This window comes from Dickeya oryzae, from assembly GCF_009372235.1.
GTDB classification, from domain to species: domain Bacteria; phylum Pseudomonadota; class Gammaproteobacteria; order Enterobacterales; family Enterobacteriaceae; genus Dickeya; species Dickeya oryzae.
The window spans coordinates 126,611-148,255 of sequence record NZ_SULL01000013.1 but is presented as its reverse complement, the minus strand read 5'-3'; the positions used below and the strand labels follow the sequence as shown (position 1 = coordinate 148,255).

The following is a 21,645-nucleotide window of genomic DNA, read 5'->3' as shown; positions in this document are numbered from 1 at the left end:
CACATGTTGGATAAACCCGCGTGATAGCGGTGATGCTGAGAGAAGAAGAGCCCGGTGCCCGGCACCGGGAGCGCGATATTACAGGTCGTCTTTGGTGATGCCCCGGCTGGCTGGTGCCGCCGTCGGACCGGTGCTAACACTGTTTTCAGCGTTATACACCAGGTAGATATTCTTCTGACTATCGATGCCGTTATCGAACACCAGCGTAATCGTGTTCTTGTCGAACCGGGCGGTGACGCGGGTATTAGGCTTGTTCATGAAGGTATCCACATCGTTGGCGGACAGTGGTGCCGTCATACCGTATTTGCTTTTTAACCCTTCGATGACGCTTGGTAGCTCGGCCATTGTGATAGAGATAGCCATACGGTTGAATTTGTCATTGTTGAAACTGAAAATCGCCTGGGTTTTCTTATCGGCAAAACTGAAATCAGGGCAGATGTACACCGTCTGGCCCATGATCGTCTCCGGGCCGCGCAATGAACAATTCGCCTGTTGCCGGATAGTGGCGGCGGAAGACCCAAATTTCAGGTTTTTGTAGCCATCGGCGGCGGACGCCGTCAACGACAGCAGCGACAAGGCAATCGCCAGCAAAGGGGTATGTGGCTTGTTCATGTGAACCCTCGTGATTGTGTTGCTATGGTGTTGTATTGCTATAGTTATTGCATTGCTATAGTAATGAGCCTTGCACCTGATGAACCGTATGGGCCCGGCGGTAATAATGATACCTATCTTACGTAGACTGACGGATTCTCTGAACGATTTATTTGCTTATGGCTTGATGCCGGTGGCATGACTCAAGGGTGATCCCAGGGGATCAACAATAACAGCAGTTCAATCACCACGACAACAATCAGCAATGCAATCAGTTTATTGCGCCATAACCAGTCATCAAACCTCATGGTGTTTCCCGTGTTATACCTCGTTGGCTTAATCTAGCGCTTTTTGCCCCATGATACGACAGCTTGTGGTGCGCCTTTCCCGTGCTTCATTGCTACTACGGTATTGGGCAGGGGAGGGATGTGGGGCAACCGATGGTGGTAACCATGTCGCACAGAAAGCCGAATAAATGGTGGGTGGGGGAATACGCGGTGTTTGGCGATAACAGCCGTCAGGGGCGAGGCTGGTAAATCAAGTAGGCGGGCCCCTGACGGCAAACGTACCTTACTTCACGGTCACCTTAATAACTGCTTCCTTATCATCCGGTTGAGGTTGTTTTTCCCACGGGCGCGAGTAAGAGAGGTCAATATCGCCAACACCGGCTTTCACTGCTTTGAAGTGGAACATTTCATGACCACCACAGCCGACTTTATCGTGGCACTCCGCACCGGGCTTGTAAGACTTGCCCGTCAACACCACCACGTCGGGCAGTTTCTTGATAGCCCAGGTATAGCCCGTGCTAGGGTTCGCTGGCAGCGTCACCTCAAACTGCTCGCCAACTTTCACGTCTTTGTGCTGATTCTCTACGGCGGTAGCGGCCATAGCACTCAGCGGGAACAATAAACCAACTGCAAACATAAATTTTTTCATGAATCTCTCCAGAGATAAGCGTGAATACAAAATATGGCTTGAATAGGGCAATTACGGCCCGTGTTTTCGCATTAGCAGGCAGTCATATCCGCCATGAAAACCGGTATGATGAAAGAAAGGAACAGTAGGTTTCAATAACATAGATGTCAGAAAATTAAGCAGGTGATAATTCATCATAGATGGCATGGCAGATACCTCTTTTATAGTGATTTCATTGTGTTTTATAAAAGATGGCACAGGATCTAAAAATAGCAATAAAGCATTTCTGGGATATAGTGATCAGGCTATGAATATTAGTGGGTGAACATCTAATTTTAATTAATTGTATGGTTTAATTATATTTTTGTAGTAATTATTTAGTGGCATGGATTTTCCATGACACTATTCTAAATTTTATTGAAGTATGCTGTTTATGGTATTTTAAAATAATAATTTTACTGTACCATTGTTATTGATCTGACTCCCGCCCTAATTATTTATATGTTTTTTCATCATGTTCAGGAAAATTAGTTGTATATTTACCCCAGTTGCGAAATTCGTAGTATTTGGTCATTGTTTCAAAATAACAGTCTGCCTCACACGTCCAGATTAATTTATAGTCGGGTTCAAGAAGGCTACGGGCATCATCGCCCATTTTACCTGCCAGGCAAAATAAATCCAGACCTTCTTCATTCGTCCACAGTTCATGTTTCACAGTTCTATCCTATTAATTTTAAATGATATCCATTCATCCCAGACGTGTTCGGGGGATATATCATGATATCCTCTTTCGGCGGCCATACTGATTGCAACGTCGTCAGGTAAATTTATTGCGGTAGCGTTATCCCGAATGGTTTCTACTTCTTCTCTTGTTAGCGGCCTTCCTGCCTCATCTTCTCGCATCATTAGTAGTGAAATTAATGCGGGTATAAAAACAATTGTCATCTTTCCACCATCATCTAACACGCTCATTTTTTCATTTCACTGACAAGGATATCAACGAAATCTCTTTGCTTTTTTTCTGCCCATGCCAGGTTTACTGATTTAAGCAATTCATACTGTTTTTTAAAATATAGTCGTCTGATTCACCGTTAGGGAGGCATTCGCTAGCAGCCATGCTGGAGGCGATGGCACTGACGCTTGACTCGACAAACCAATAAAGGATTTCATCTTCACTTGAGGTGATTTTTCGAGAAAACTCCACACCTCTTTCACAGACAACATAATGGTATTTATCATCATGAATTTCGAGATGGGGCGTTGCCATACCATCAGGTGCATCAGGAATAATAAAATACCCATTTGGGCGGACCCCGCCACCTAATTTTTCGCCAATACCGATAAGTTGCTGACGTAATTCTTCAAGCGTCTTCATGATGTCATCTGAAAGAGTTGAAATAATGTTCAATCTTACTATTGATACTACTTGATTCTATCATAAAAAGAAGCTTGGATTTGCTATGGACACGTAGTGTCGACCCAACTTCGTATAAAGGTGATTGACTGCCAAACCACATATTGCCATAACAAACACATCTGCTTTAACCTATATAAAGATGCTTTGGGGAGGATATCATGGCTACGTTGATCCCGCTGGAGTTGTTTAAGGCGCTGTCTGATGAAACCCGCCTTTCGATAGTGTTATTGCTGCGAGAAGCGGGTGAGTTATGTGTGTGCGATTTGTGTGAAGGCTTACAGGAGCCTCAACCCAAGATTTCCCGCCACCTTGCACTATTACGGGATGCCGGGCTGTTAGTGGATCGCCGTCAGGGGAAATGGATTCATTATCGCCTTTCACCGCATGTCCCCGCTTGGTGTGCCGCGATTATTGAGCAGGCCTGGCTAAGCCAGCGGCATGCTGTGACAAGTGTGGTAAGCCGACTCGGGCATCAGCGGGTTTGCGGATAAAAATTTATCTCTATATATTCGTTATTTCATATGTGTTTATGGGGGCATGGCATGGTACTGGCTGGAGCCGTTTTTATACTGACGCTGATTCTGGTCATCTGGCAACCTCGCGGGTTGGGGATTGGCTGGAGCGCGTCGTTCGGGGCTGTGTTGGCCTGGGCCACCGGGGTGATTCACATAGACGATATTCCCGTGGTATGGCACATCGTCTGGAATGCGACTATCACGTTTATTGCGATCATTATTATCAGCTTACTGCTCGATAAGTCTGGCTTTTTTGAGTGGGCCGCGCTGCACATGGCTCGCAAAGGACACGGGCGGGGCAAGCGTCTGTTCTCCTTGATGATTGTGCTGGGGGCGCTGGTGGCTGCGCTGTTCGCGAATGATGGTGCTGCCCTGATCCTGACGCCGATTGTGGTGGCGATGTTGACTGCATTGGGCTTTAGTCGCGGTGCAACACTGGCCTTTGTGATGGCTGCCGGATTTATCGCCGATACCTCCAGCCTGCCGCTGGTGGTATCCAATCTGGTTAATATCGTCACGGCGGATTACTTCCGTATCGGTTTCAATACCTATGCGCGGGTCATGATTCCAGTCAATATCGCCGCTGTTGTTGCCACATTAGGCGTCTTGCACCTGTTTTTCCGCCGGGAAATTCCGGCCGATTACGATTTGGACAAACTGAAAGAGCCCGCGGCGGCTATTCGTGACAGGCAAACGTTCAAGGCAGGATGGTGGGTATTAGCACTGTTGTTAAGCGGCTTTTTTGTGCTGGAGCCACATGGGGTGCCTGTTAGCGTAGTCGCGACGATCGCTGCCGTGATCCTCTGGCTGGTCGCCCGGCGAGGGAAGGTGATTGATACCACCAGTGTACTGCGCGGCGCGCCCTGGCAGATTGTGGTGTTTTCACTGGGCATGTATCTGGTGGTATATGGTCTGCGTAATGCCGGGCTGACTAATTACCTGTCCCATGTGCTGAATTATTTTGCCACACAAGGGTTGTGGGTGGCGACGATAGGCACCGGTTTCCTCACGGCGGTGTTGTCATCAGTGATGAACAATATGCCGACGGTACTTATCGGCGCATTGTCGATTGATGCTTCTGCGGCTAATGGTGTCATCCGTGAGGCCATGACGTACGCCAATATTATTGGCTGTGATTTAGGCCCCAAACTGACCCCTATCGGCAGTCTTGCCACATTGTTGTGGCTGCACGTACTGGCGCAAAAAGACATCCGCATCAGTTGGGGATATTACTTCCGTGTTGGTGTGGTGATGACGTTGCCGGTGCTATTCGTGACGCTGGCCGCACTGGCGATACATCTTTCTATTTAACCGATGCGGTTTTCAGCATCGGCTTTTCAAAGAGAATAGGGCAATGACAGAGATTACTATTTACCACAACCCGGCATGCGGCACATCGCGCAATACGCTGGCGCTGATTCGCAATAGCGGTGTTGAACCTACCGTTATTCACTACCTTGAAACACCGCCCTCTAAAGCGGAGCTTGAAGGGCTGATTCGTGCGATGGGTATCACCCCGCGTATGTTGCTGCGTCAAAACGTTGAACCTTACAAAGAGTTAGGTCTGGCTGACGATAGCTTCAGCGATGAACAGTTGATCGCCTTTATGCTGGCTCACCCCATATTGATTAACCGCCCGATTGTGGTCACGCCCCTTGGCACCCGGCTATGTCGCCCGTCAGAAGTAGTGCTGGATATTTTGCCTGACCCACAACAAGGCGAATTCACTAAAGAGGATGGCGAGCGAGTAATTGATGCGTCGGGAAAGAGAATTAAATAACCTGGGGCGAGATCTTTCTTCACTTCTCCCGATAATGATGCCGCAGTGTCGTGCGCCGATAAACGACACTGAGACACTACCTGCCAGTACGAAGTGACTGCGGGGGAATACCGTAACCGCGAATAAACACTTCCCGCATATGTCGTCTGTCGCGAAAACCCGATTCGCGGGCAATGGCATCGAGAGACAGGCGGCTTTGCTCAATCATTAATCGTGCCGCCTCAAGCCGCAGTCCTTCGATGGCTTTCGCCGGGGATTTCCCCGTTTCCTGACGAAACAGACGGCTGAGCTGGCGGGCACTGACATGAACTGCATCAGCCAGCAGTTCTACCGTCAGTGTTTTGCTCAGATTATTGCGGGCATATTCGAGCGCACTTTGCAGGCGATCTGAGCGCGGGGCCAGCGCCAGCATTTCTGAATGCTGTGTCTGACCGCCAGAGCGGCGCTGGTTCATCACCAGACGATGGGCGACAATACGGGCAATGTCCGGGCCCAGATCTTTTTCCACCATACCGAGCGCCATATCCAGCCCGGCGGTCATCCCTGCGGATGTCCAGATAGTGTCATCAATAATAAAAATACGATCATCTTCCAGCTGAATATCCGGGTACAACGTAGAAAGGCTACGGGAGTGCGACCAGTGCGTGGTGGCGCGTTTTTGCTGCAACAGACCGGCCTGCGCCAGCACAAAGGCACCGGTACAGATACCTGCAATGCGGCGCGCCTGGCGGGCGCTGGTTTGCAGAAAGTGAACCACGCCAGGGCTGGCTGGCTCGTTCACGGGCGACAGCACACCAGCTACCAGCCAGGTATCTACCCGCGTTTCGTCGCTAAGCCGTTCAGAGTCAACCCCAATCCCCGATGAGGAACGTACCGTGCCGCCCGATTCGGAATAGACCATCGGCTGATAAAATGGTTTTTCAGCCACAAGGTTGGCAAACTCAAACACAGTCAGCGTGGACAGTGCCAGCATCTGAAAATGGTCGGAAATGATTAATCCTATTCGGTGCATCGCAACTCCTTAATGGCAGACTGACGGTCTGGCAGTGCGCGTAGCCGCTCCGAGGCCCACAGGCTCGTCAATGCCAGCAGCAGGAACAGCACTGCGCTTATCATCACCCCGTAAAAACCATACAAGGGATACAACCAGGAGGCCACCGCAGAGCCAAAACCGATGCCACAAAACATAAAGGCACTGGTTAACGCCAGCGAAATCCCCCGTGTTTGTGCTGACGATATCTCCACAATACGCCGCTGCTGGGTTGGCCATAGCAGGTCGGTTGAAAACGCCCACACTACCAGCAGGATGTACAGTAATGCCAGCGTCGCAGGCAGCAACATGATCACCAGTATATCCGCCACCAGCATCGCCATACCGATAATCAGTAAGCGCTCTGCGCGGTAAAGGCGAGCGGCACGACTGACAAACAGATTCCCCAGAATACCCGCCACACCAATGACCGTTAAGGCAATAGAGACAGCAGACGCATCGCCCTGCCAGCGGTCACGGATCATCGGTGAGATAAACGCGTACATATCGTAGACCCCAGAGGTGATAAAAAAGACCACCAGAAAGGCGGTAAGCGATTTGCCTTCCATTAGCACCTGACCCACCTGTTGTATACGAATATCGATGCCTTTCACCACGTCTGGCACCAGCAGCCACACACCTGCCGCGGTCAGCACGCTAACCAGCGCGACAAGTGTAAATAACAACCGTGCGCCCCAGACATTGGCTATCCATGCCGCCAGCGGAATACCGACCATGCTGGCCATCGAGACACCCAGCAGGATCATGGCGATGGCGCTACCTCGCTCTTTGGGGGAGACTAACTCAGAGCCGAGCGCTACCAGCACAGGGCCTATCAGCGACGCCCCTAACCCCATCACGATGCGCGATATGACCAGTACGGTGTAGTTTGGGGCACTGGCAAAAATAAACGCACCCAACCCGAACACCAGCATCCCGGCCAGTACCTGCGAACGGCGCATGAACTTGCCGAATAGCACCTGGGCCAGCGGTGCGGCCAGTGCAAACGTCAGACCAAAAATAGACAGCAGGCGGGCGCTTTGCGCGTCACTCAACCCCCATACCTGCGCAATGGGGGTAAGGCTACCGGCAACAGAAAGTGCCCCTGTTGCCTGAATAAAGTAGGCCAGGCTCAGTGCCCATAGTGCGCGTCTTTGCGACGCTGAAATGTGATTTTGCATCATAGACTCCAGAGAGCAGGCCGTGGCCTGCTCTACAGCACATCACTCAACCGGGATGGGATTTTCCACGATGGACTGGTTAAACGCGTTCACCATTGCATGCTCATTTGCCCCCGGATTGTCGCGGGCTGGCAGTACGCTGTCGACGATTGCTTCGATGGTATCCGTCCCCAGTTTTTCAAACGTCTGCTGTATAAAGTCAGCGAGCGGCATCGCACGGGCATCTCCACTTTTGTAGATCAGATCCGTGTCCACCCACGGTGGCGAAATTTCGATAACGCTCACGCCTGCATCACGCAGCACAAAGCGCTGCGATAAGGTATAGGAGTGAATGGCCGCTTTGGTGGCGGAGTAGAGCGCGTTGGTCGCCAGCGGTAAAAAAGCCAGAATCGAGCTGTTATTGATCAGTACGGCATCCGGCTGCTGTTTCAGGTGTTCAACAAATGCGGCGCTGACCCGCACAGTACCCAGCAGATTGGTGTTCAGCAACGTGGTGGCCATTTCGTCATCCAGTTCACCTGCCGGATTATCAAACGGCATAATGCCTGCGTTGTTGATCACCACGTTCAGTGCCGGATAGCGTGACAGTACTTCCTGCGCCGCCGCTTTAATACTTGAAGCACTGGTTACGTCCAGCACCACGGAATCCATCCCCGGCCAGGCAGCGGTAACCTTGTCCAGCAAGGCTTTGCGACGACCAGAGATGATCACTTGATTGCCAAGCTGGTGGAATTTTTCTGCCATGGCACGGCCGATACCTGAAGTGCCACCTGTAATAAAAATTGTATTGCCGGTCAGTTTCATCATCATATTCCTGTTGGATAAGTAACACGTTAGTGCGTGATGCTGGCACGATAGCGCTCAGCCGGTACGTTGCTTGATAGGTGCTGCATCATGGCCTGGCGGCTGTTTTCCATTGCCAGCCACTCAGCTTCGTTGTGCAGAGAAGGGATCGTCACCCGTTCCCCCTGAAGGAAACCCACCAGTGCGGCATCAACCAGGTCATCTGCACTCATGACGATCGCTTTATCGAGTTGTTCCAGTGGTAAACCGCCGTTATCCCAGAATGGGGTTGCCGTGGCACCCGGCAGTACGGCCTGGATCTGAATCCCTTTGTCGGCCAGTTCGTGGTGCAATGACTGGCTGAAAGCCAGCACGAAGGCTTTTGTTCCACCGTAAACGCCGTTCAGCAGTTCCGGCGCGAGGCTGACGATGGAGGAGATATTGATAACAGCACCGGTACCACGTGCGACAAACCCCGGTACGACGGCATAGGTCAGACGGGTCAGCGCAGTGACATTGCGGTTGATCATTGCCTGCATATGATCCACATCACTGGATAACAGCGGCGTATGCGTACCCATTCCGGCATTGTTGACCAGCAATGTAATGCTGGCATCTTCACGCAGTTTTCTCTCCAGCAGGGCGAGTTGTTGAGCATCGCCGAGATCCGCCGCGACCACTTCCACATTGCGGGCGGTATCGGCGGTAATACGGCTTGCCATCTGGTTCAGGCGGTTGTGATTACGGGCCACAATAATCAGGTCATAGCCCATGTGTGCCAGGCGGTTGGCGTAAACAGACCCGATACCGGTTGATGCACCGGTGATCACGGCTGTGCCTTTACTGGGTTGTGTTGCGAAGGTCATGGCAGGCTCCTTTCAGTCACTATTGATTTGATGGAGGAATCATAATCAAGAAAGGGGTGTCTTAAATGACGATTATGGTAGTTATTTAAGACATTCGGCATTTCACGTTGGACGACCGACAGGCGGGGTATGAAATAGCGGGTTGTGTTTGGTTAACGGTATGGTGGTTATCGCTCGCAGGGCTGTATGCCTGCTGTGTGTCTCACTGACTGGTTGCCATGATTGCAACGTGAGTGATGGATTAGCAGTGCGACCAACCGGCTGATTCATCAACCAGCCGTGGACGAAGAAACTATCTTTTCTTTTTCAAAAACCTTCCGATCAAGGACGCCAGGGCACAAGCGAAAACAGACGATACGATGATCCTGATAATCAAGACTGAAAAGTAGAAATCATCCATCGCCTCTTCACCGTCACCGCTGATAGCCAGGTGATTCATAACGACATCCCCAACTACATGCTCAGGCAGAAGACATATTGTTAAGAAGGAAAAAAACAATATTACTCTGGCTATTTTTTAGACCTCAGACCGCAATAACCTTACTCATGTTGATACCCGTAACACCAAATCCACTGTTCTCGTAGATATGTCGGGCGCGAGCATTATCACCAGCAACACGTAGTCTGATTTCTTTAAAACCGTTCTCCCGTAGATTTTCTTCAAAAGCACGAAGAGTTCGTTTACCAAGCCCTATTCCCTGGCAGGAGTTGAAGATATGAAAATCGTAGATAAAAGCACTACCCATAACTGTATCTGGTTTATACCAGATATAGCCGATATGCCTGTCGGTTTGATCTGACCGTTCAAAAAGACACCATAGTACGTGCCCATGAGTATTCACTCCCCCAGTTAGTGTTTCCGATATTTCCTTAGTCGCTCTTGCAAGAGAATCAGTTGGGGAAAGTCTATAGTTTGACCGTATCTCATCAGCATAATCAGGAATAAAATATTCAAGAAAAGCTGGATACTCTTCTTCAGTCATCGAACGGAACGAGATCATCCCTTACTCCTTAGCGATAGTTCCTACAGCAAATCGGACAATATTAGTAACGTTGGTGGTTCCAGTGCGTCAATATAATTCGTTTTTTATACTTGGTTCCTACTGATGGTGCCTTGATATCTGATTGGGCAGCAGAGGCGGATATAGAATACCGGGGCATGCCTATACCAATTCTTACAAATATTTTGCAGAGATTTGTTGGAATAATAATGCCGTCGTCGTAACGACCGCTATTCTTGCCTAAGTCAGCATTTGCGAGTGCAGGCAAAAGAGATTCGTTCATTTCTAACGTTTCTCCGCTCGTAACCTTCTAGAATTGCTCTAATTTTTCTATATCAACGGAGGGAATATGTTCAAGTGCAAACTCTGGCTCTAAGCTGCCCGGTAAATCGGACTATCTCATGGAATGAAGATAACGACCGTTCTGGCATAGGGCAGTATAGGTCAAGTCACCCCACACTTTTGCAGATAGTCCCAGCGCGGTTCCGCTTTGCGCTTTGTTGACCCAATAACAAACAGAACCTCTACACCGGACGAGACAGAAAATACGCAGGCAGAAGCTAACGGCCCTGTGGGGGAGGGATAGTGGCGTCATTGCTTAATTTCCTTACTGCTCTGTTTCTCCTAATTTTTGAAACAGTTTATCCATTTCATCTGCCGCAACAAAATCGCCTGCATGGGCTTCTTTGATTGCCTGTTCAATTTCGGCAATTTGCCGGTATTCCCGCGCGAGATTCTCTTCAATAGACCCCTGTTCTGCCAGAAAGGTGTGTACCCGTTCGGTCGTCGTTACTGGCGCGACTAATTGGGCAGAAGAATGGTCATTCAGTTGAACTGGCATAGCATCCATGATGAAACCTCACAGAAATGGTTATCTTGCATCTATTGTGGTTTCTGTAGCGGAAGAGGGCAAGGCGACGAGAAAATAATGGGTAGTGGCGTATGTTTTCGGCTCTGCTTACGTGGCTGAATCTTCCGGCTGTAAACGGGGTATCCCGGCAGATAACAGGCAACAAAAAACCCGCAAACTCAGAGAGGATGCGGGTTTCTGTGGGGTTTCCGTCAGTAACCGGTACTTACGGAAGTAGTATTTGGTCGGCACGAGAGGATTTGAACCTCCGACCCCCGACACCCCATGACGGTGCGCTACCAGGCTGCGCTACGTGCCGATGCTATGGGCCGCTATACTACCGTTTCCTGACCCGATTGCAATAGCCACCCTAAACGACTGCTTTAGATTTAGGCAGTTAGTTAGCAATAAATCGCCGTTCAGTTGTCAGCACCTGCAAGAGCAACCCTAACTGCGGTTTTTCATCCGGTAATAAGCGCCCATTGGCGTCGTAAGCCCGGTAACTGCCGTTGCGACCTAACTGAATGACCTGCTGCGGTGTGATGATGGTCAGCGAATTACTGTCGCCGTTGAGTAACCAGTTGGCCCGCCGTTCAGCGCTGAACAAGTCCTCTCCTTGCGAGTAATCTTCCGTCGCGGTTTTCACATGCAGCAGGCGTTGCATCAGCGTGGTCATCACGTCTTTCGGGTCAGTCATTTTGCTGATGGTCTGTGCCGGGGTTTCCGGCCAGTGAACGACCAGTGGCACCTGTCGGTGTTCACGGTTCATTGGCGACGGGTCGTCGTCTTTGAGGCGTTCGGCACTGCTTCGCTCAGCGGTAATCACCACCACCGTCTTGTCGAGCAGGTTTTTCTCCCGCAGCGTGGTGATGATGCGGTCGATTTGCTCATCAATACTGGCAGTATCCTGACGGTAACGACGCTGCTGTTCGCCAGCGGCAAGCGGGCGGCCATTGCTGCCTGTGGTCGCGTGGTTAAACTCGATGAACGAGAACCAGGGCGAACGGGTACCGGTATTGTTGTCCAGCCACGTGACCCATTGCGTGGTGATAGCGTCATCGCTTTGCGGTTGGGGCGGTGGCAGCGAGAAGTCGGATAGCAGAGCCTGACGGTACAATGGACTGCTAAACCCGCTGGCAGAGAACAGACCAAACTGGTAACCCTGCTGACTCAGGGCATCGATCAGCGCAGACGGTTTGCTGCTGCCGAGTATGCCGTCCATGTAGGTGGTGGAGATGCCATAAAACAGATTAAACAGACCGCCATCTTGCTGAGTACCGGCGCTGAAATAGTTGCTGAAGCGGACGTTTTCTTCAGCGAAGCGCGCCAGGTTGGGCATGGAATGCGGTGTGTCCTGATCCGGCACGCTATCCATTACCACCAGCAACAGGTTATAACCGCTGCCTGCATCGCGGAAACTGATGTCGCTGAGCGGGTATTCTACCGAGACCGCGTCCGGGTTGCCCTGCAATGCCAGACGGCGCTCATATTCTTGCGCATTGAGCAGGCCATGTTTCTCCAGAAAACGGCGGGCCGTCATCGGGTAGGAGAGGGGCAGGTTGGCGCGCTGCATGGTGATCGGGCGGTAGAAATTGGCGTCTGCCCAGATGTACATCAGGTGAGACAGGCAGAATGCCACGATGAAGGCGGCCGCCATGGGTCTGGCGAAATGGCGCCGGTTAAGGCTGCGCAGCTTTTGCCAGCACCAGGTGCCGAATAACATCTCCACCATGAAGATAACCGGCACACTGATGAACAGTAGCTGCCAGTCACGCACCATTTCGCTTTGGTCCGGGTTCGTCACCAAATCCCAGACCGTCATATTCAGGTGGAGATGGAAACGGCTGAATACGGCCGCATCAACAATCAACAGCGTTTGACCAGCGGTGGCGAGTGCCGCCGACAGGAAGCGCAGCAATCGCTGCGACATCACAATAAATGTCAGCGGGAAAATGATCAGCAGATAGGTGGAAAAACCGATAAAGCTGAAGTGCCCCAGCCAGCTCACCAACGAATACAGCCGGCCAGGCAGTGACGATGGCCAGTCGGCAACGAACAGATAACGGCTACCCAGCCCCAGTGCGAGTAGAATATTGAACAGGGCGAACCAGTGCCCCCAGCTTATCATCTGGGAGACTTTTTCACGGTAGCGCGGACGGTTGGTTACCATAAACGGGCCGGTATCAATGGATGTCGTTAGTTTTTATAGACGCCTGCAACGCGTCGGCAAAAGAACCCGCCAACGCTTCACGCTGTTTCGGATTCGCGATGCTGGTATTGAGCAGATTGGTGACCATGTTGCCGAGCACCATCAGTGCAAGATCGGTCGGAGTGTGGTGCTTTTCCAGTACATTGACCAGATCAGTCAGCAATTGTTCGATTTGTTCGTCACTATAACGGGATGATTGCGGCATAAAATCGTGTATCTCTGGTGGTGAAAGGCAAATATATTACCGTATAGGGGCGTGGTTTTCCGCACTTTTATCAATGCCGACCGTCAGAATCGCGGTGCTTTTGAGTTGCATGCTGGAACACCAGGTGCTTGAATACGCGCCTTACTAGAAGGAGAGTTTACCATGAGTCTGGATATCGACCAGATTGCCCTGCACCAGTTGGTCAAACGTGACGAGCAGTCGCTGGATATGGTGTTGCGCGATTCGTTGCTGACCGTGAACGGCGCGGTCAGCGATATGATGGCGGAGCTGCATCGCGTCTACAGCGCTAAAAGCAAGGCGTACGGCCTGTTTAACGAAGAGAGCGAACTGGCGGCGGCATTGCGCTCCTGCCGTAAAGGCGATGATGACTTTCTGGCTTTCTCGCGTGCGGCGACGGGCCGGTTACGTGATGAACTGGCGAAATACCCCTTCGCGGAAGGTGGCGTGGTGCTGTTTTGTCAGTACCGTTATCTGGCCGTTGAGTACCTGCTGATTGCGGTGCTGAACAGCTGCAATAGCCTGCGGGTCAATGAACAGTTGGATATCAGCAGTACCCACTATTTGGATATCCACCATGCGGATATCGTGGCGCGCATCGATCTGACCGAATGGGAAACCAGCCCGGAATCCACCCGTTACCTGACGTTTCTTAAAGGTCGCGTTGGCCGTAAGGTGTCTGATTTCTTTATGGATTTCCTGGCTGCTGCTGAAGGGCTGGATACCAAGGCGCAAAATAAAGGCCTGCTGAAGGCAGTAGATGATTACTGCACTGATGCACAACTGGATAAAAACGAGCGTCAGCAATACCGTCAGCAGGTATACAGCTACTGCAATGAACAGTTGCAGGCCGGGGAGGAAATCGAACTGGAGGCGCTGTCAAATGAACTGCCGCCACTGGGCGAGAAAACCTTCCAGGCGTTTACCGCCGAGCAAGGGTATGAGCTGGAAGAGAGCTTCCCGGCCGATCGCAGCACGTTGCGCCAGTTGACCAAATTTGCCGGTAGTGGTGGCGGGCTTAGCATTAATTTCGATGCGCTGCTGTTAGGCGAACGTATTTTCTGGGATCCGGCTACGGATACGTTGACCATCAAAGGCACGCCACCTAATCTGCGCGACCAGTTGCAGCGTCGGTTCGGCGGTGGCGATCGCTGATTTTCCCCTTTCCTTCGCCTGCGTCGAGGCCTCCTGTGATGGGGGCCTCGACGCAGGCCCCGCGCTATCACGCAGTGTTTTATTGCTGTATTCAATTCACGTAGCGCACTATTCATACAACAATTCATACAGCAATAGTTCAGGCAGAAATAGTCTCTGACTGCAAACGGGTTTGGCAGTGCTTGCCCCTTGTTTTATGATGGATATTCGGCTGTATAGGTGGTGAGATTCCCGTGCGTTCTATCTTTGACATGGTGCTGGCGGTTTATGACCGTGCGGCGCTGATGCTTATTTGCCTGTTTTTCCTGACCCGAACACGACATTTCCGTCAGCTGCTTCAGCAGGATGAGCATTCACGCTTTGACCTGGCGGTGGTTACTGCCATCTTTTCGCTGTTTGCGTTGTTCAGTACCTGGTCCGGCATCAACGTGGAAGGGTCACTGGTCAATGTGCGGGTGGTCGCGGTGATGTCCGGCGGTATCCTGTTTGGGCCGTGGGTGGGCATTACCACGGGGGTGATCGCCGGGGTGCATCGTTACCTGATCGATATGCACGGTATTACCTCGGTCCCTTGCCTTATTACCAGCATTGTCGCCGGGTTTATGTCTGCCTGGATTCACCACCGCATCCCGCGTGATCGCCACTGGAGTGTGGGCATTGTCGGCGGCATGTTGTGCGAGTCACTGACCATGTTGTTGGTTGTACTGTGGGCCCGGCCGTTTTCGCTGGGGCTGGACATTGTCGCGCATATCGCAATTCCGATGATTCTGGGGGCGGTCAGCATCGGGTTGATCGTGCTGCTGGTGCGTAGCGTGGAAGGGGAAAAAGAGGCGGTTGCTGCGCGGCAGGCCAAGCTGGCGCTGGATATCGCCAATAAAACGCTGCCGTTGTTTCGCCATATCAATAGCCAGTCGCTCAGTACGATCTGCGATATTATCCGTCGCGATATCGATGCCGACGCGGTGGCGATCACTAACACCTCTCAGGTGCTGGCCTACGTGGGGGTAGGGGAAGAGAACTACCACAGCGGCGATCGCGACCTGAGCCCGACGACGCAACTGGCGCTCAAGAGCGGAAAGATTATCATCAAAAATAATGATGAGGCCTACCGCACGCCGGAAATCCATTCGATGATCGTCATCCCGTTGTGGGAAAAAGGCGAAGTGACCGGTACGCTAAAAATCTATTACCAGCGGGCGCACCGTATCACCTGGTCGCTCAAAGAGATGGCTGTCGGGTTGTCGCAAATCATCTCCACCCAGCTTGAGGTGTCACGCGCTGAGCAACTGCGTGATATGGCAAACCGTGCGGAACTGCGGGCGCTGCAAAGCAAGATCAATCCACATTTCTTGTTTAACGCGCTGAATGCCATTTCCACGTCTATCCGGCTCAACCCGGATACCGCGCGCCAGCTTATTATCAATTTATCGCGTTATCTGCGCTACAACCTGGAGCGCAATGACGAGGAACTGATTGATATAAAAAGCGAGCTTTATCAGATAAAAGATTACATCGCCATTGAGCAGGCACGCTTTGGCGATAAGCTGACGGTGATTTACGAGATTGATGAGGACGTCAGTTGTCTGATTCCCGGTCTGCTGATTCAACCGTTGGTTGAAAATGCGATTGTTCACGGTATCCGCTCTTGCAAAGGCAAAGGGGTGGTGACGTTGAGTATCCGGGAGCAGGGGGGCCGCATCCGGGTGGCGGTGCGTGATACCGGTATTGGCATCAGCGATGAGGTGATTGCCCGCGTGGAGCGCAATGAATTACCGGGTAATAAGATTGGTCTGCTCAATGTACATCATCGGATCAGACTGCTGTATGGGGAAGGGCTGCATATTAGTCGCCTCAACCCTGGGACGGAAATCGAATTTTTTATTACCCGTGACAACACTGAGCGTGTGGATAACGCGGTGGCGTTTCCCTCAGAGCAGGGTCGGTGACAGGAGAATAACGTGAAGGCGATCATTGTCGAAGATGAATTTCTGGCACAGCAGGAGTTGAGCTGGCTTATCAAACAACACAGCCAGATAGACGTGGATGCGGTGTTTGATGATGGTCTCGATGTGCTGAAGTACCTGCAGGATAATCGAGTGGATGTCATCTTCCTTGATATCAACATCCCTTCGCTGGATGGGGTGATGCTGGCGAAAAACATCAGCCAGTTTGCGCATAAACCGCTGATTGTCTTCATTACCGCTTATAAGAATCATGCGGTAGAGGCGTTTGAGCTGGAAGCGTTCGATTATATTCTCAAGCCCTATCATGAAACCCGCATAGTTGGCATGCTGCAAAAACTTGAAGCGGCGTGGCAGCAACAGCAATTACCTGCGCATCCCAGCAGCGACAGCACCCGTCCGGCACCGATGACCATCAACCTGGTCAAAGATAAGCGGATTATCGTCACCAACATCCACGATATCTATTACGCCGAATCCCACGAAAAACTGACCTTTGTGTACACCCGGCGTGATGAGTTCGTCATGTCGATGAACATTACCGAGTTTTGCAGCCGCTTGCCGGAGGCCTACTTCTTTCGCTGCCACCGTTCGTATTGCGTAAATTTGAGCAAGATCCGTGAGATAGAACCCTGGTTCAACAATACCTATATCCTCAAACTGAGCGATCTGGATTTTCAGGTGCCGGTGAGCCGCAGTAAAGTGCGGGAATTCCGTCAACTGATGCGTCTGTAGTGGTTAGGAGGTCAGACGTCAGACATGAGAAGATAGATTTACTGTCATTAATACCGCTCTGGATGCATTTCATTCCCTGATTCATGCCGTTCATGCCGTTCTTTACTCCGTGGTGGTGACCCCTCCTTATACTGGTGCCATTCGCAGGCCGTTTTGCCCGCATTGTCTTAACACCAGAAAAATCGAGGCTACCGTTATGAACGGAAAACCAGTAAATCGCGGCGTTATTGTTGCCGGAACCATCCTGGCTCAAATGGGGCTGGGAACCATCTATACCTGGAGTCTTTACAACCAACCGCTGGTGGATAAATTTCACTGGCCGCTCAGTTCGGTTGCCACCACGTTTTCCCTTACCAGTTTTTTCCTGGCTTTCGCCACTTTATTTGCTGGCCGCATTCAGGAGCGTATCGGTATCCGCAAGCTGACATTGATTGCCGGTCTGGTGCTCGGTGTAGCGTTGATGGCGACATCCATGGTGTCATCACTGCCGATGCTGTGGTTACTGGTCGGGCTCGTGGTCGGGTTTGCCGACGGTACGGCATACATCACCACGTTATCCAATCTGATCAAGTGGTTCCCGAATCGCAAAGGTGTGATTGCCGGGGTGTCCGTCGGCGCGTATGGCACCGGGAGTCTGGTGTTTAAATACGTCAATAGCGCGCTGCTGATGCACGTTGGTGTGTCCCAGACGTTTTTCTGGTGGGGAGCAATGGCGTTAGTGATGATCACCAGCGGCGCGATGCTGCTGAAAGACGCACCGGTTCAGCCGGTCCAGACGGCAGCTCAGGGCGGCAACGTTAACTTCACGGTCAGTGAAATGCTGCGTCGCAAAGAAGCCTGGTTGCTGTTTGTGGTGTTCTTCACCTCCTGCATGAGTGGGTTGTACCTGATCGGTATCGTGAAGGATATCGGCGTCAAAATGGCTGGACTGGATGTGGTCACGGCTGCCAGCGCCGTATCAGCGATTGCCATTTGCAACACCGCCGGTCGCCTGATCCTGGGGTATCTGTCTGATAAAGTCGGTCGCTTGCGGGTGCTGAACTTCACGCTGCTGGTCACTGCACTGGCGGTCACAGTGATGGCGTTCCTGAAGCTCAATGCGATGACGTTCTTCCTGTGCACCGGGGCGGTAGCCTTCTGCTTCGGCGGAAATATCACGGTCTACCCGGCGATTGTGGCTGATTTCTTCGGCCTCAAGCACCACAGTAAAAACTATGGGCTGATTTATCAGGGGTTTGGCTTAGGCCCGTTGGCCGGTTCCTTTATCGCTGCTGCACTGGGCGGGTTCCACAGCACCTTTATCGCTATTGCGCTGCTGTCGGTGGTTTCACTGGTGATTACCCTGTTTATCCAGCCGCCGAAAGCACCGCGTGAGCAGGACATCCCACTGGTTGCTCACGGCAGCCACGCCTGATAATCACACGCTTGCATGTAGCTAACGCCATCGCCACCCGCGGTGGCGTTTTTTTATCTGGGGCCGGTGATTGTGTGGGGATGGCAGAGAGCAACATGGCAGACAGAAACATGACAGACAGAAACATGGCGGGGATAAGTCGTGGCAGCAGACACAAACAAAAACGCCGCACAGTTGTGCGGCGTTTTTGCTGGCTCGTCGAAACGTTGTCGTGTAATTACACGCGAACGAAATCGATGTGAGTCAGTTTCGGCTTGAACACGTGACGCTGAACAGCCTGGATTTTTACTTTGGTTTCTTTGCCATCGATAACCAGGACGATTTCACCGTACAGGCCTTCGCTGTTACGATCTTCCAGGTTTTTAACGATATCGTGGTCCAGTTCGATGGAAACCGGTGCTTCGCTACCACCGTAAACGATAGCGGGGAATTTACCGGTAGTGCGCAGGCGGCGGCTCGCACCCTTACCCTGCTCTTTACGTACTTCTGCGTTGATAGTAATCATTGCGTTCTCTACTTAATAAAATGACCCTGTTACAGGCGACCCAGCAACAGGCAGGATAATCCGCTTTGTTCAAATAACTATACCCGTCATACTTCAAGTTGCAGGTGTGTTGGCTGCGCTCGTTCACCCGAATCACTTACCTGAGTAAGCTCATCGGGATTCACTCTCTTGCCGCATTACAAGGCTCTAATGAGCCTTGCCCTAAAGGGCCAACGCGTTGCGTTGTTCAACACGCCAGCGTGTTGTCCTGCAACTCGAATTATTTTGGGTATATGTTGATATTCGAAATAAAAGCGGGCGAGATTCTAGCGGAATATGGCCGTGCGGGCAAATAAAACCGCCTAAGGCTAGCCGCGCAGTTCGTTTGCCCGGCGATAGCGGCCCTGATAATCGAAGATTTTTTCCCGCACCTGCCAGTATTTTCCCTGCAGGCGCGCCACCACGAAGTCCGGTGCCCGCAGTAACGCCTGCTGAGCCACCACGTCGTCGGCGCGTTGCCAATGGAACGGGACGCCGGGTGCCCGCTGATGCACCCGCAGAAACACATGGTTAAATGCGTTACGCTGGGCTGATGTATGCAGGCGAAAGCGCTCGCTGACATCGGCACCGTCTTCGTCGTGATAGGTGATACGCAGCCATTCGCCTTTAGCATCGGTACCGTGTTGCAGTTGCATCCCGCTACAGCGTAGCACCAGCGCATCTTTGAGCTTCAACGCGGCTTTTAGCATGTCATCCGGGTCAACCAACAGCGCATCGCAGGTCTGGCAGCGTCGGGCGGCGATATCGTTTTCCGCGCCGCAATGCGGGCAGCTCTTGAAGCGAAAACGGTAGTCGCACTGTTGTCGTTTGCCGTGCTCGTCATCCTGCCAGCCCTGACAGCGGCGGCCGTAATGCTCTATTACGCTGCCGTCATCGGTGCATTTACCCCAGAACAGGTTGGCGAAACCGCATTGCGGGCAGAATACCTGCACGGGTTGGCTGTCGCTGTGCGGTTTGCTGTTGCCGACCTCTGGCGTGTAGAGGTCAAAGGGATTACCGGCATAATCGAGTATCAGACAGTCGGTTTTCCCAGGAAACAGGCGCAAGCCACGCCCGATGATTTGCTGATAGAGGCTGACGGATTCCGTCGGGCGTAGAATCGCGATAGCGTCGACATGCGGTGCATCAAAACCGGTCGTCAATACCGACACGTTCACCAGATAGCGCAACTGCTGCTGTTTGAAGGCGCTGATGAGCGCGTCACGCTGTGGGGTAGGGGTTTCTCCGCTGATAAGCGCTGCTTCGCCGGGCGGTAACAATCCTTCGATTTCCCGGGCATGCTCCACTGTGGCAGCGAAAATCATCACGCCGCGCCGATCTGTTGTGTACTCGATAATTTGCCGGACTATCTGTGGCGTGACCCGCTGCTGACGTTTTAATTCCCGGTTTAAGTCCACCTCGCTGAACAAGCCATGACTGCGGGCGGCCAACTGGCTGAAATCGTACTGCACCACTGGCATATCGAGCCGCTCCGGCGGCACCAGAAAACCATGGCGGATCATGTAACGCAGCGGCAATTCGTAGATACAGTCGCGGAACAAGCAGCTCTCGTCGCCACGGATCATGCCGTGGTAATGGTACTGATAGATCCACCCCCGCCCCAGGCGATAAGGCGTTGCCGTTAACCCCAGTAGCCGTAACCGGGGATTTGCCCGCTGTAAGTGCTGAATAATTTGCTGATACTGACTGTTTTCATCGTCGCTAATGCGGTGACACTCATCGATAATCAGCAGCGAAAACGCATCGTCGAATTTGTCAGGATGGCGTGCGACCGACTGCACACTGCCAAAAACCACTTTGCCCGTGCTATCACGCTGGTTGAGCCCGGCGGCGAAAATGTCCGCCGGTAAACCTAATGCGCAATATTTCGCGTGATTCTGCTCAACCAGTTCTTTGACGTGCGCCAGTACCAATACCCGCCCGCGCGCCAGCCGCGCCAATTCGGCAATCACCAGGCTTTTGCCTGCGCCGGTGGGTAAGACGATCACCGCCGGAGCGGTGTGCTGGCGAAAATAGGCAAGGGTAGCGTCAACCGCTTCTTGCTGGTACGGGCGCAGTGTAAATGACATCAGTGGCGGCAGATTTTGCTTTCGTGGGTCGTAAAGCCGTTATCTTGCGCAATGAATTTGCCTTTGTCAGCCAGAAATTGCACCAGCCCGGCGGCGGTCATGTCGCTGGCAGAGCAGGTATGAAAGCGGGCATCGTGGCCAAAGCGTGCCTCGATGGCGGCAATCAGTTCATCAGTGGTAAAGGATCTGTTGGCGGTCACCATCATATGTAATACTTCATGACCGTGAATCGATGACATAATAGGTCTCCTGATAATTATCGGACGATTTATCGCCGTATGACGGCGAAGCATCGCTATAGACTTTACATGCAGTGCCGGCCGATAGCGGCAGGATGGCAACGTGGTAAAGTTGCTTTTATTATGCTTTTTAAAACGATACAGGGAGGCGGTCTACATCAATATCT

Annotated in this window: 25 protein-coding genes and 1 tRNA gene; 8 read left to right on the top strand and 18 right to left on the bottom strand. The window is 51.9% G+C overall.

All coding sequences use genetic code 11. The features are described 5' to 3' along the window. Positions 1–78: 78 nt before the first annotated feature. Positions 79–612 carry a hypothetical protein gene (locus FAZ14_RS14355; RefSeq protein WP_016942572.1) on the bottom strand — a complete coding sequence of 178 codons (534 nt, stop codon included), beginning with the start codon at positions 610–612 and terminating at the stop codon, positions 79–81. Between the two features lie 368 nt (positions 613–980). Between FAZ14_RS14355 and FAZ14_RS14350 the strand changes: the two genes are divergently transcribed. Further along, complete coding sequence (locus FAZ14_RS14350) at positions 981–1,127, top strand: hypothetical protein (RefSeq protein WP_153508743.1); 147 nt, start codon at positions 981–983, stop codon at positions 1,125–1,127. Between the two features lie 34 nt (positions 1,128–1,161). On the opposite strand, the gene FAZ14_RS14345 is transcribed toward FAZ14_RS14350, so the two are convergent. The 4 genes from FAZ14_RS14345 to FAZ14_RS14330 form a co-directional block, all read right to left on the bottom strand. Continuing rightward, entirely contained in the window at positions 1,162–1,527 is a 366-nt protein-coding gene (locus FAZ14_RS14345) for a protease inhibitor I42 family protein (RefSeq protein ID WP_038926336.1), read from the bottom strand. 472 nt (positions 1,528–1,999) lie between these two features. After that, positions 2,000–2,221, bottom strand: a complete 222-nt coding sequence (locus FAZ14_RS14340) for a hypothetical protein (protein ID WP_153508742.1) — start codon at positions 2,219–2,221, stop codon at positions 2,000–2,002. Next, positions 2,218–2,478 (bottom strand): hypothetical protein, encoded by a 261-nt coding sequence (locus FAZ14_RS14335; RefSeq protein ID WP_153508741.1) that lies wholly within the window; start codon positions 2,476–2,478, stop codon positions 2,218–2,220. Before FAZ14_RS14335 ends, FAZ14_RS14340 begins: the two co-directional genes overlap by 4 nt. 64 nt (positions 2,479–2,542) lie before the next feature. After that, positions 2,543–2,881, bottom strand: coding sequence for an Imm63 family immunity protein (locus tag FAZ14_RS14330; protein ID WP_235914558.1), 339 nt, complete (start codon positions 2,879–2,881; stop codon positions 2,543–2,545). Positions 2,882–3,081: 200 nt separating this feature from the next. Between FAZ14_RS14330 and FAZ14_RS14325 the strand changes: the two genes are divergently transcribed. From FAZ14_RS14325 to arsC, 3 genes are read left to right on the top strand one after another with little or no spacing between them, the layout of a single operon-like run. Beyond that, entirely contained in the window at positions 3,082–3,414 is a 333-nt protein-coding gene (locus FAZ14_RS14325; RefSeq protein WP_038904667.1) for a metalloregulator ArsR/SmtB family transcription factor, read from the top strand. Between the two features lie 51 nt (positions 3,415–3,465). Then, entirely contained in the window at positions 3,466–4,749 is a 1,284-nt protein-coding gene (locus FAZ14_RS14320; RefSeq protein WP_153508740.1) for an arsenic transporter, read from the top strand. Between the two features lie 43 nt (positions 4,750–4,792). Then, a complete protein-coding gene (arsC, locus tag FAZ14_RS14315) occupies positions 4,793–5,218 on the top strand; it encodes a glutaredoxin-dependent arsenate reductase (RefSeq protein ID WP_153508739.1) in 426 nt (141 codons plus the stop codon). Between the two features lie 76 nt (positions 5,219–5,294). Here the strand turns inward: arsC and FAZ14_RS14310 are convergent, their stop codons facing one another. The 10 genes from FAZ14_RS14310 to FAZ14_RS14265 all read right to left on the bottom strand — a co-directional run bounded on the left by FAZ14_RS14310 (position 5,295) and on the right by FAZ14_RS14265 (position 13,343). Continuing rightward, positions 5,295–6,230, bottom strand: a complete 936-nt coding sequence (locus FAZ14_RS14310; RefSeq protein ID WP_016942563.1) for a GlxA family transcriptional regulator — start codon at positions 6,228–6,230, stop codon at positions 5,295–5,297. Next, entirely contained in the window at positions 6,218–7,429 is a 1,212-nt protein-coding gene (locus FAZ14_RS14305; RefSeq protein ID WP_153508738.1) for an MFS transporter, read from the bottom strand. The genes FAZ14_RS14310 and FAZ14_RS14305 overlap by 13 nt, the downstream gene beginning before the upstream one ends. 42 nt (positions 7,430–7,471) lie before the next feature. Continuing rightward, on the bottom strand, positions 7,472–8,233 hold the full coding sequence (locus FAZ14_RS14300; protein WP_016942561.1) for an SDR family oxidoreductase: 762 nt from the start codon (positions 8,231–8,233) through the stop codon (positions 7,472–7,474). A gap of 29 nt (positions 8,234–8,262) precedes the next feature. Further along, entirely contained in the window at positions 8,263–9,078 is an 816-nt protein-coding gene (locus FAZ14_RS14295; RefSeq protein ID WP_153508737.1) for an SDR family NAD(P)-dependent oxidoreductase, read from the bottom strand. A gap of 524 nt (positions 9,079–9,602) precedes the next feature. After that, positions 9,603–10,079, bottom strand: a complete 477-nt coding sequence (locus FAZ14_RS14290) for a GNAT family N-acetyltransferase (RefSeq protein ID WP_016942558.1) — start codon at positions 10,077–10,079, stop codon at positions 9,603–9,605. 43 nt (positions 10,080–10,122) lie between these two features. Beyond that, positions 10,123–10,362, bottom strand: coding sequence for a hypothetical protein (locus FAZ14_RS14285; RefSeq protein ID WP_152446780.1), 240 nt, complete (start codon positions 10,360–10,362; stop codon positions 10,123–10,125). A gap of 324 nt (positions 10,363–10,686) precedes the next feature. Continuing rightward, entirely contained in the window at positions 10,687–10,929 is a 243-nt protein-coding gene (locus tag FAZ14_RS14280; RefSeq protein WP_038926330.1) for an ABC transporter ATP-binding protein/permease, read from the bottom strand. Positions 10,930–11,171: 242 nt separating this feature from the next. Beyond that, positions 11,172–11,248 (bottom strand) — tRNA-Pro (locus tag FAZ14_RS14275). Between the two features lie 78 nt (positions 11,249–11,326). Beyond that, the gene (yejM, locus tag FAZ14_RS14270) at positions 11,327–13,099 is read right to left on the bottom strand and encodes an LPS biosynthesis-modulating metalloenzyme YejM (RefSeq protein WP_016942550.1); all 1,773 of its coding nucleotides are present in this window, start codon (positions 13,097–13,099) and stop codon (positions 11,327–11,329) included. A gap of 13 nt (positions 13,100–13,112) precedes the next feature. Beyond that, positions 13,113–13,343: a YejL family protein gene (locus tag FAZ14_RS14265; RefSeq protein WP_012885051.1), complete on the bottom strand. Its 231-nt coding sequence runs from the start codon at positions 13,341–13,343 to the stop codon at positions 13,113–13,115. Positions 13,344–13,505: 162 nt separating this feature from the next. Here FAZ14_RS14265 and yejK point away from each other — a divergent pair, with 162 nt between their 5' ends. The 4 genes from yejK (at position 13,506) to FAZ14_RS14245 (ending at position 18,626) form a co-directional block, all read left to right on the top strand. Next, on the top strand, positions 13,506–14,516 hold the full coding sequence (gene yejK, locus FAZ14_RS14260; RefSeq protein ID WP_016942549.1) for a nucleoid-associated protein YejK: 1,011 nt from the start codon (positions 13,506–13,508) through the stop codon (positions 14,514–14,516). Positions 14,517–14,749: 233 nt separating this feature from the next. Next, on the top strand, positions 14,750–16,462 hold the full coding sequence (locus FAZ14_RS14255) for a sensor histidine kinase (RefSeq protein WP_153508736.1): 1,713 nt from the start codon (positions 14,750–14,752) through the stop codon (positions 16,460–16,462). Between the two features lie 12 nt (positions 16,463–16,474). Further along, positions 16,475–17,212, top strand: a complete 738-nt coding sequence (locus tag FAZ14_RS14250) for a LytR/AlgR family response regulator transcription factor (protein WP_012885048.1) — start codon at positions 16,475–16,477, stop codon at positions 17,210–17,212. Between the two features lie 196 nt (positions 17,213–17,408). Continuing rightward, entirely contained in the window at positions 17,409–18,626 is a 1,218-nt protein-coding gene (locus tag FAZ14_RS14245; RefSeq protein ID WP_153508735.1) for an L-lactate MFS transporter, read from the top strand. 217 nt (positions 18,627–18,843) lie between these two features. On the opposite strand, the gene rplY is transcribed toward FAZ14_RS14245, so the two are convergent. The 3 genes from rplY to FAZ14_RS14230 form a co-directional block, all read right to left on the bottom strand. Then, entirely contained in the window at positions 18,844–19,131 is a 288-nt protein-coding gene (rplY, locus tag FAZ14_RS14240) for a 50S ribosomal protein L25 (protein WP_012770144.1), read from the bottom strand. A gap of 347 nt (positions 19,132–19,478) precedes the next feature. After that, complete coding sequence (radD, locus tag FAZ14_RS14235) at positions 19,479–21,239, bottom strand: DNA repair helicase RadD (protein WP_016942543.1); 1,761 nt, start codon at positions 21,237–21,239, stop codon at positions 19,479–19,481. Further along, entirely contained in the window at positions 21,239–21,478 is a 240-nt protein-coding gene (locus tag FAZ14_RS14230) for a YecH family metal-binding protein (RefSeq protein ID WP_016942542.1), read from the bottom strand. Before FAZ14_RS14230 ends, radD begins: the two co-directional genes overlap by 1 nt. Positions 21,479–21,645: the final 167 nt, after the last annotated feature.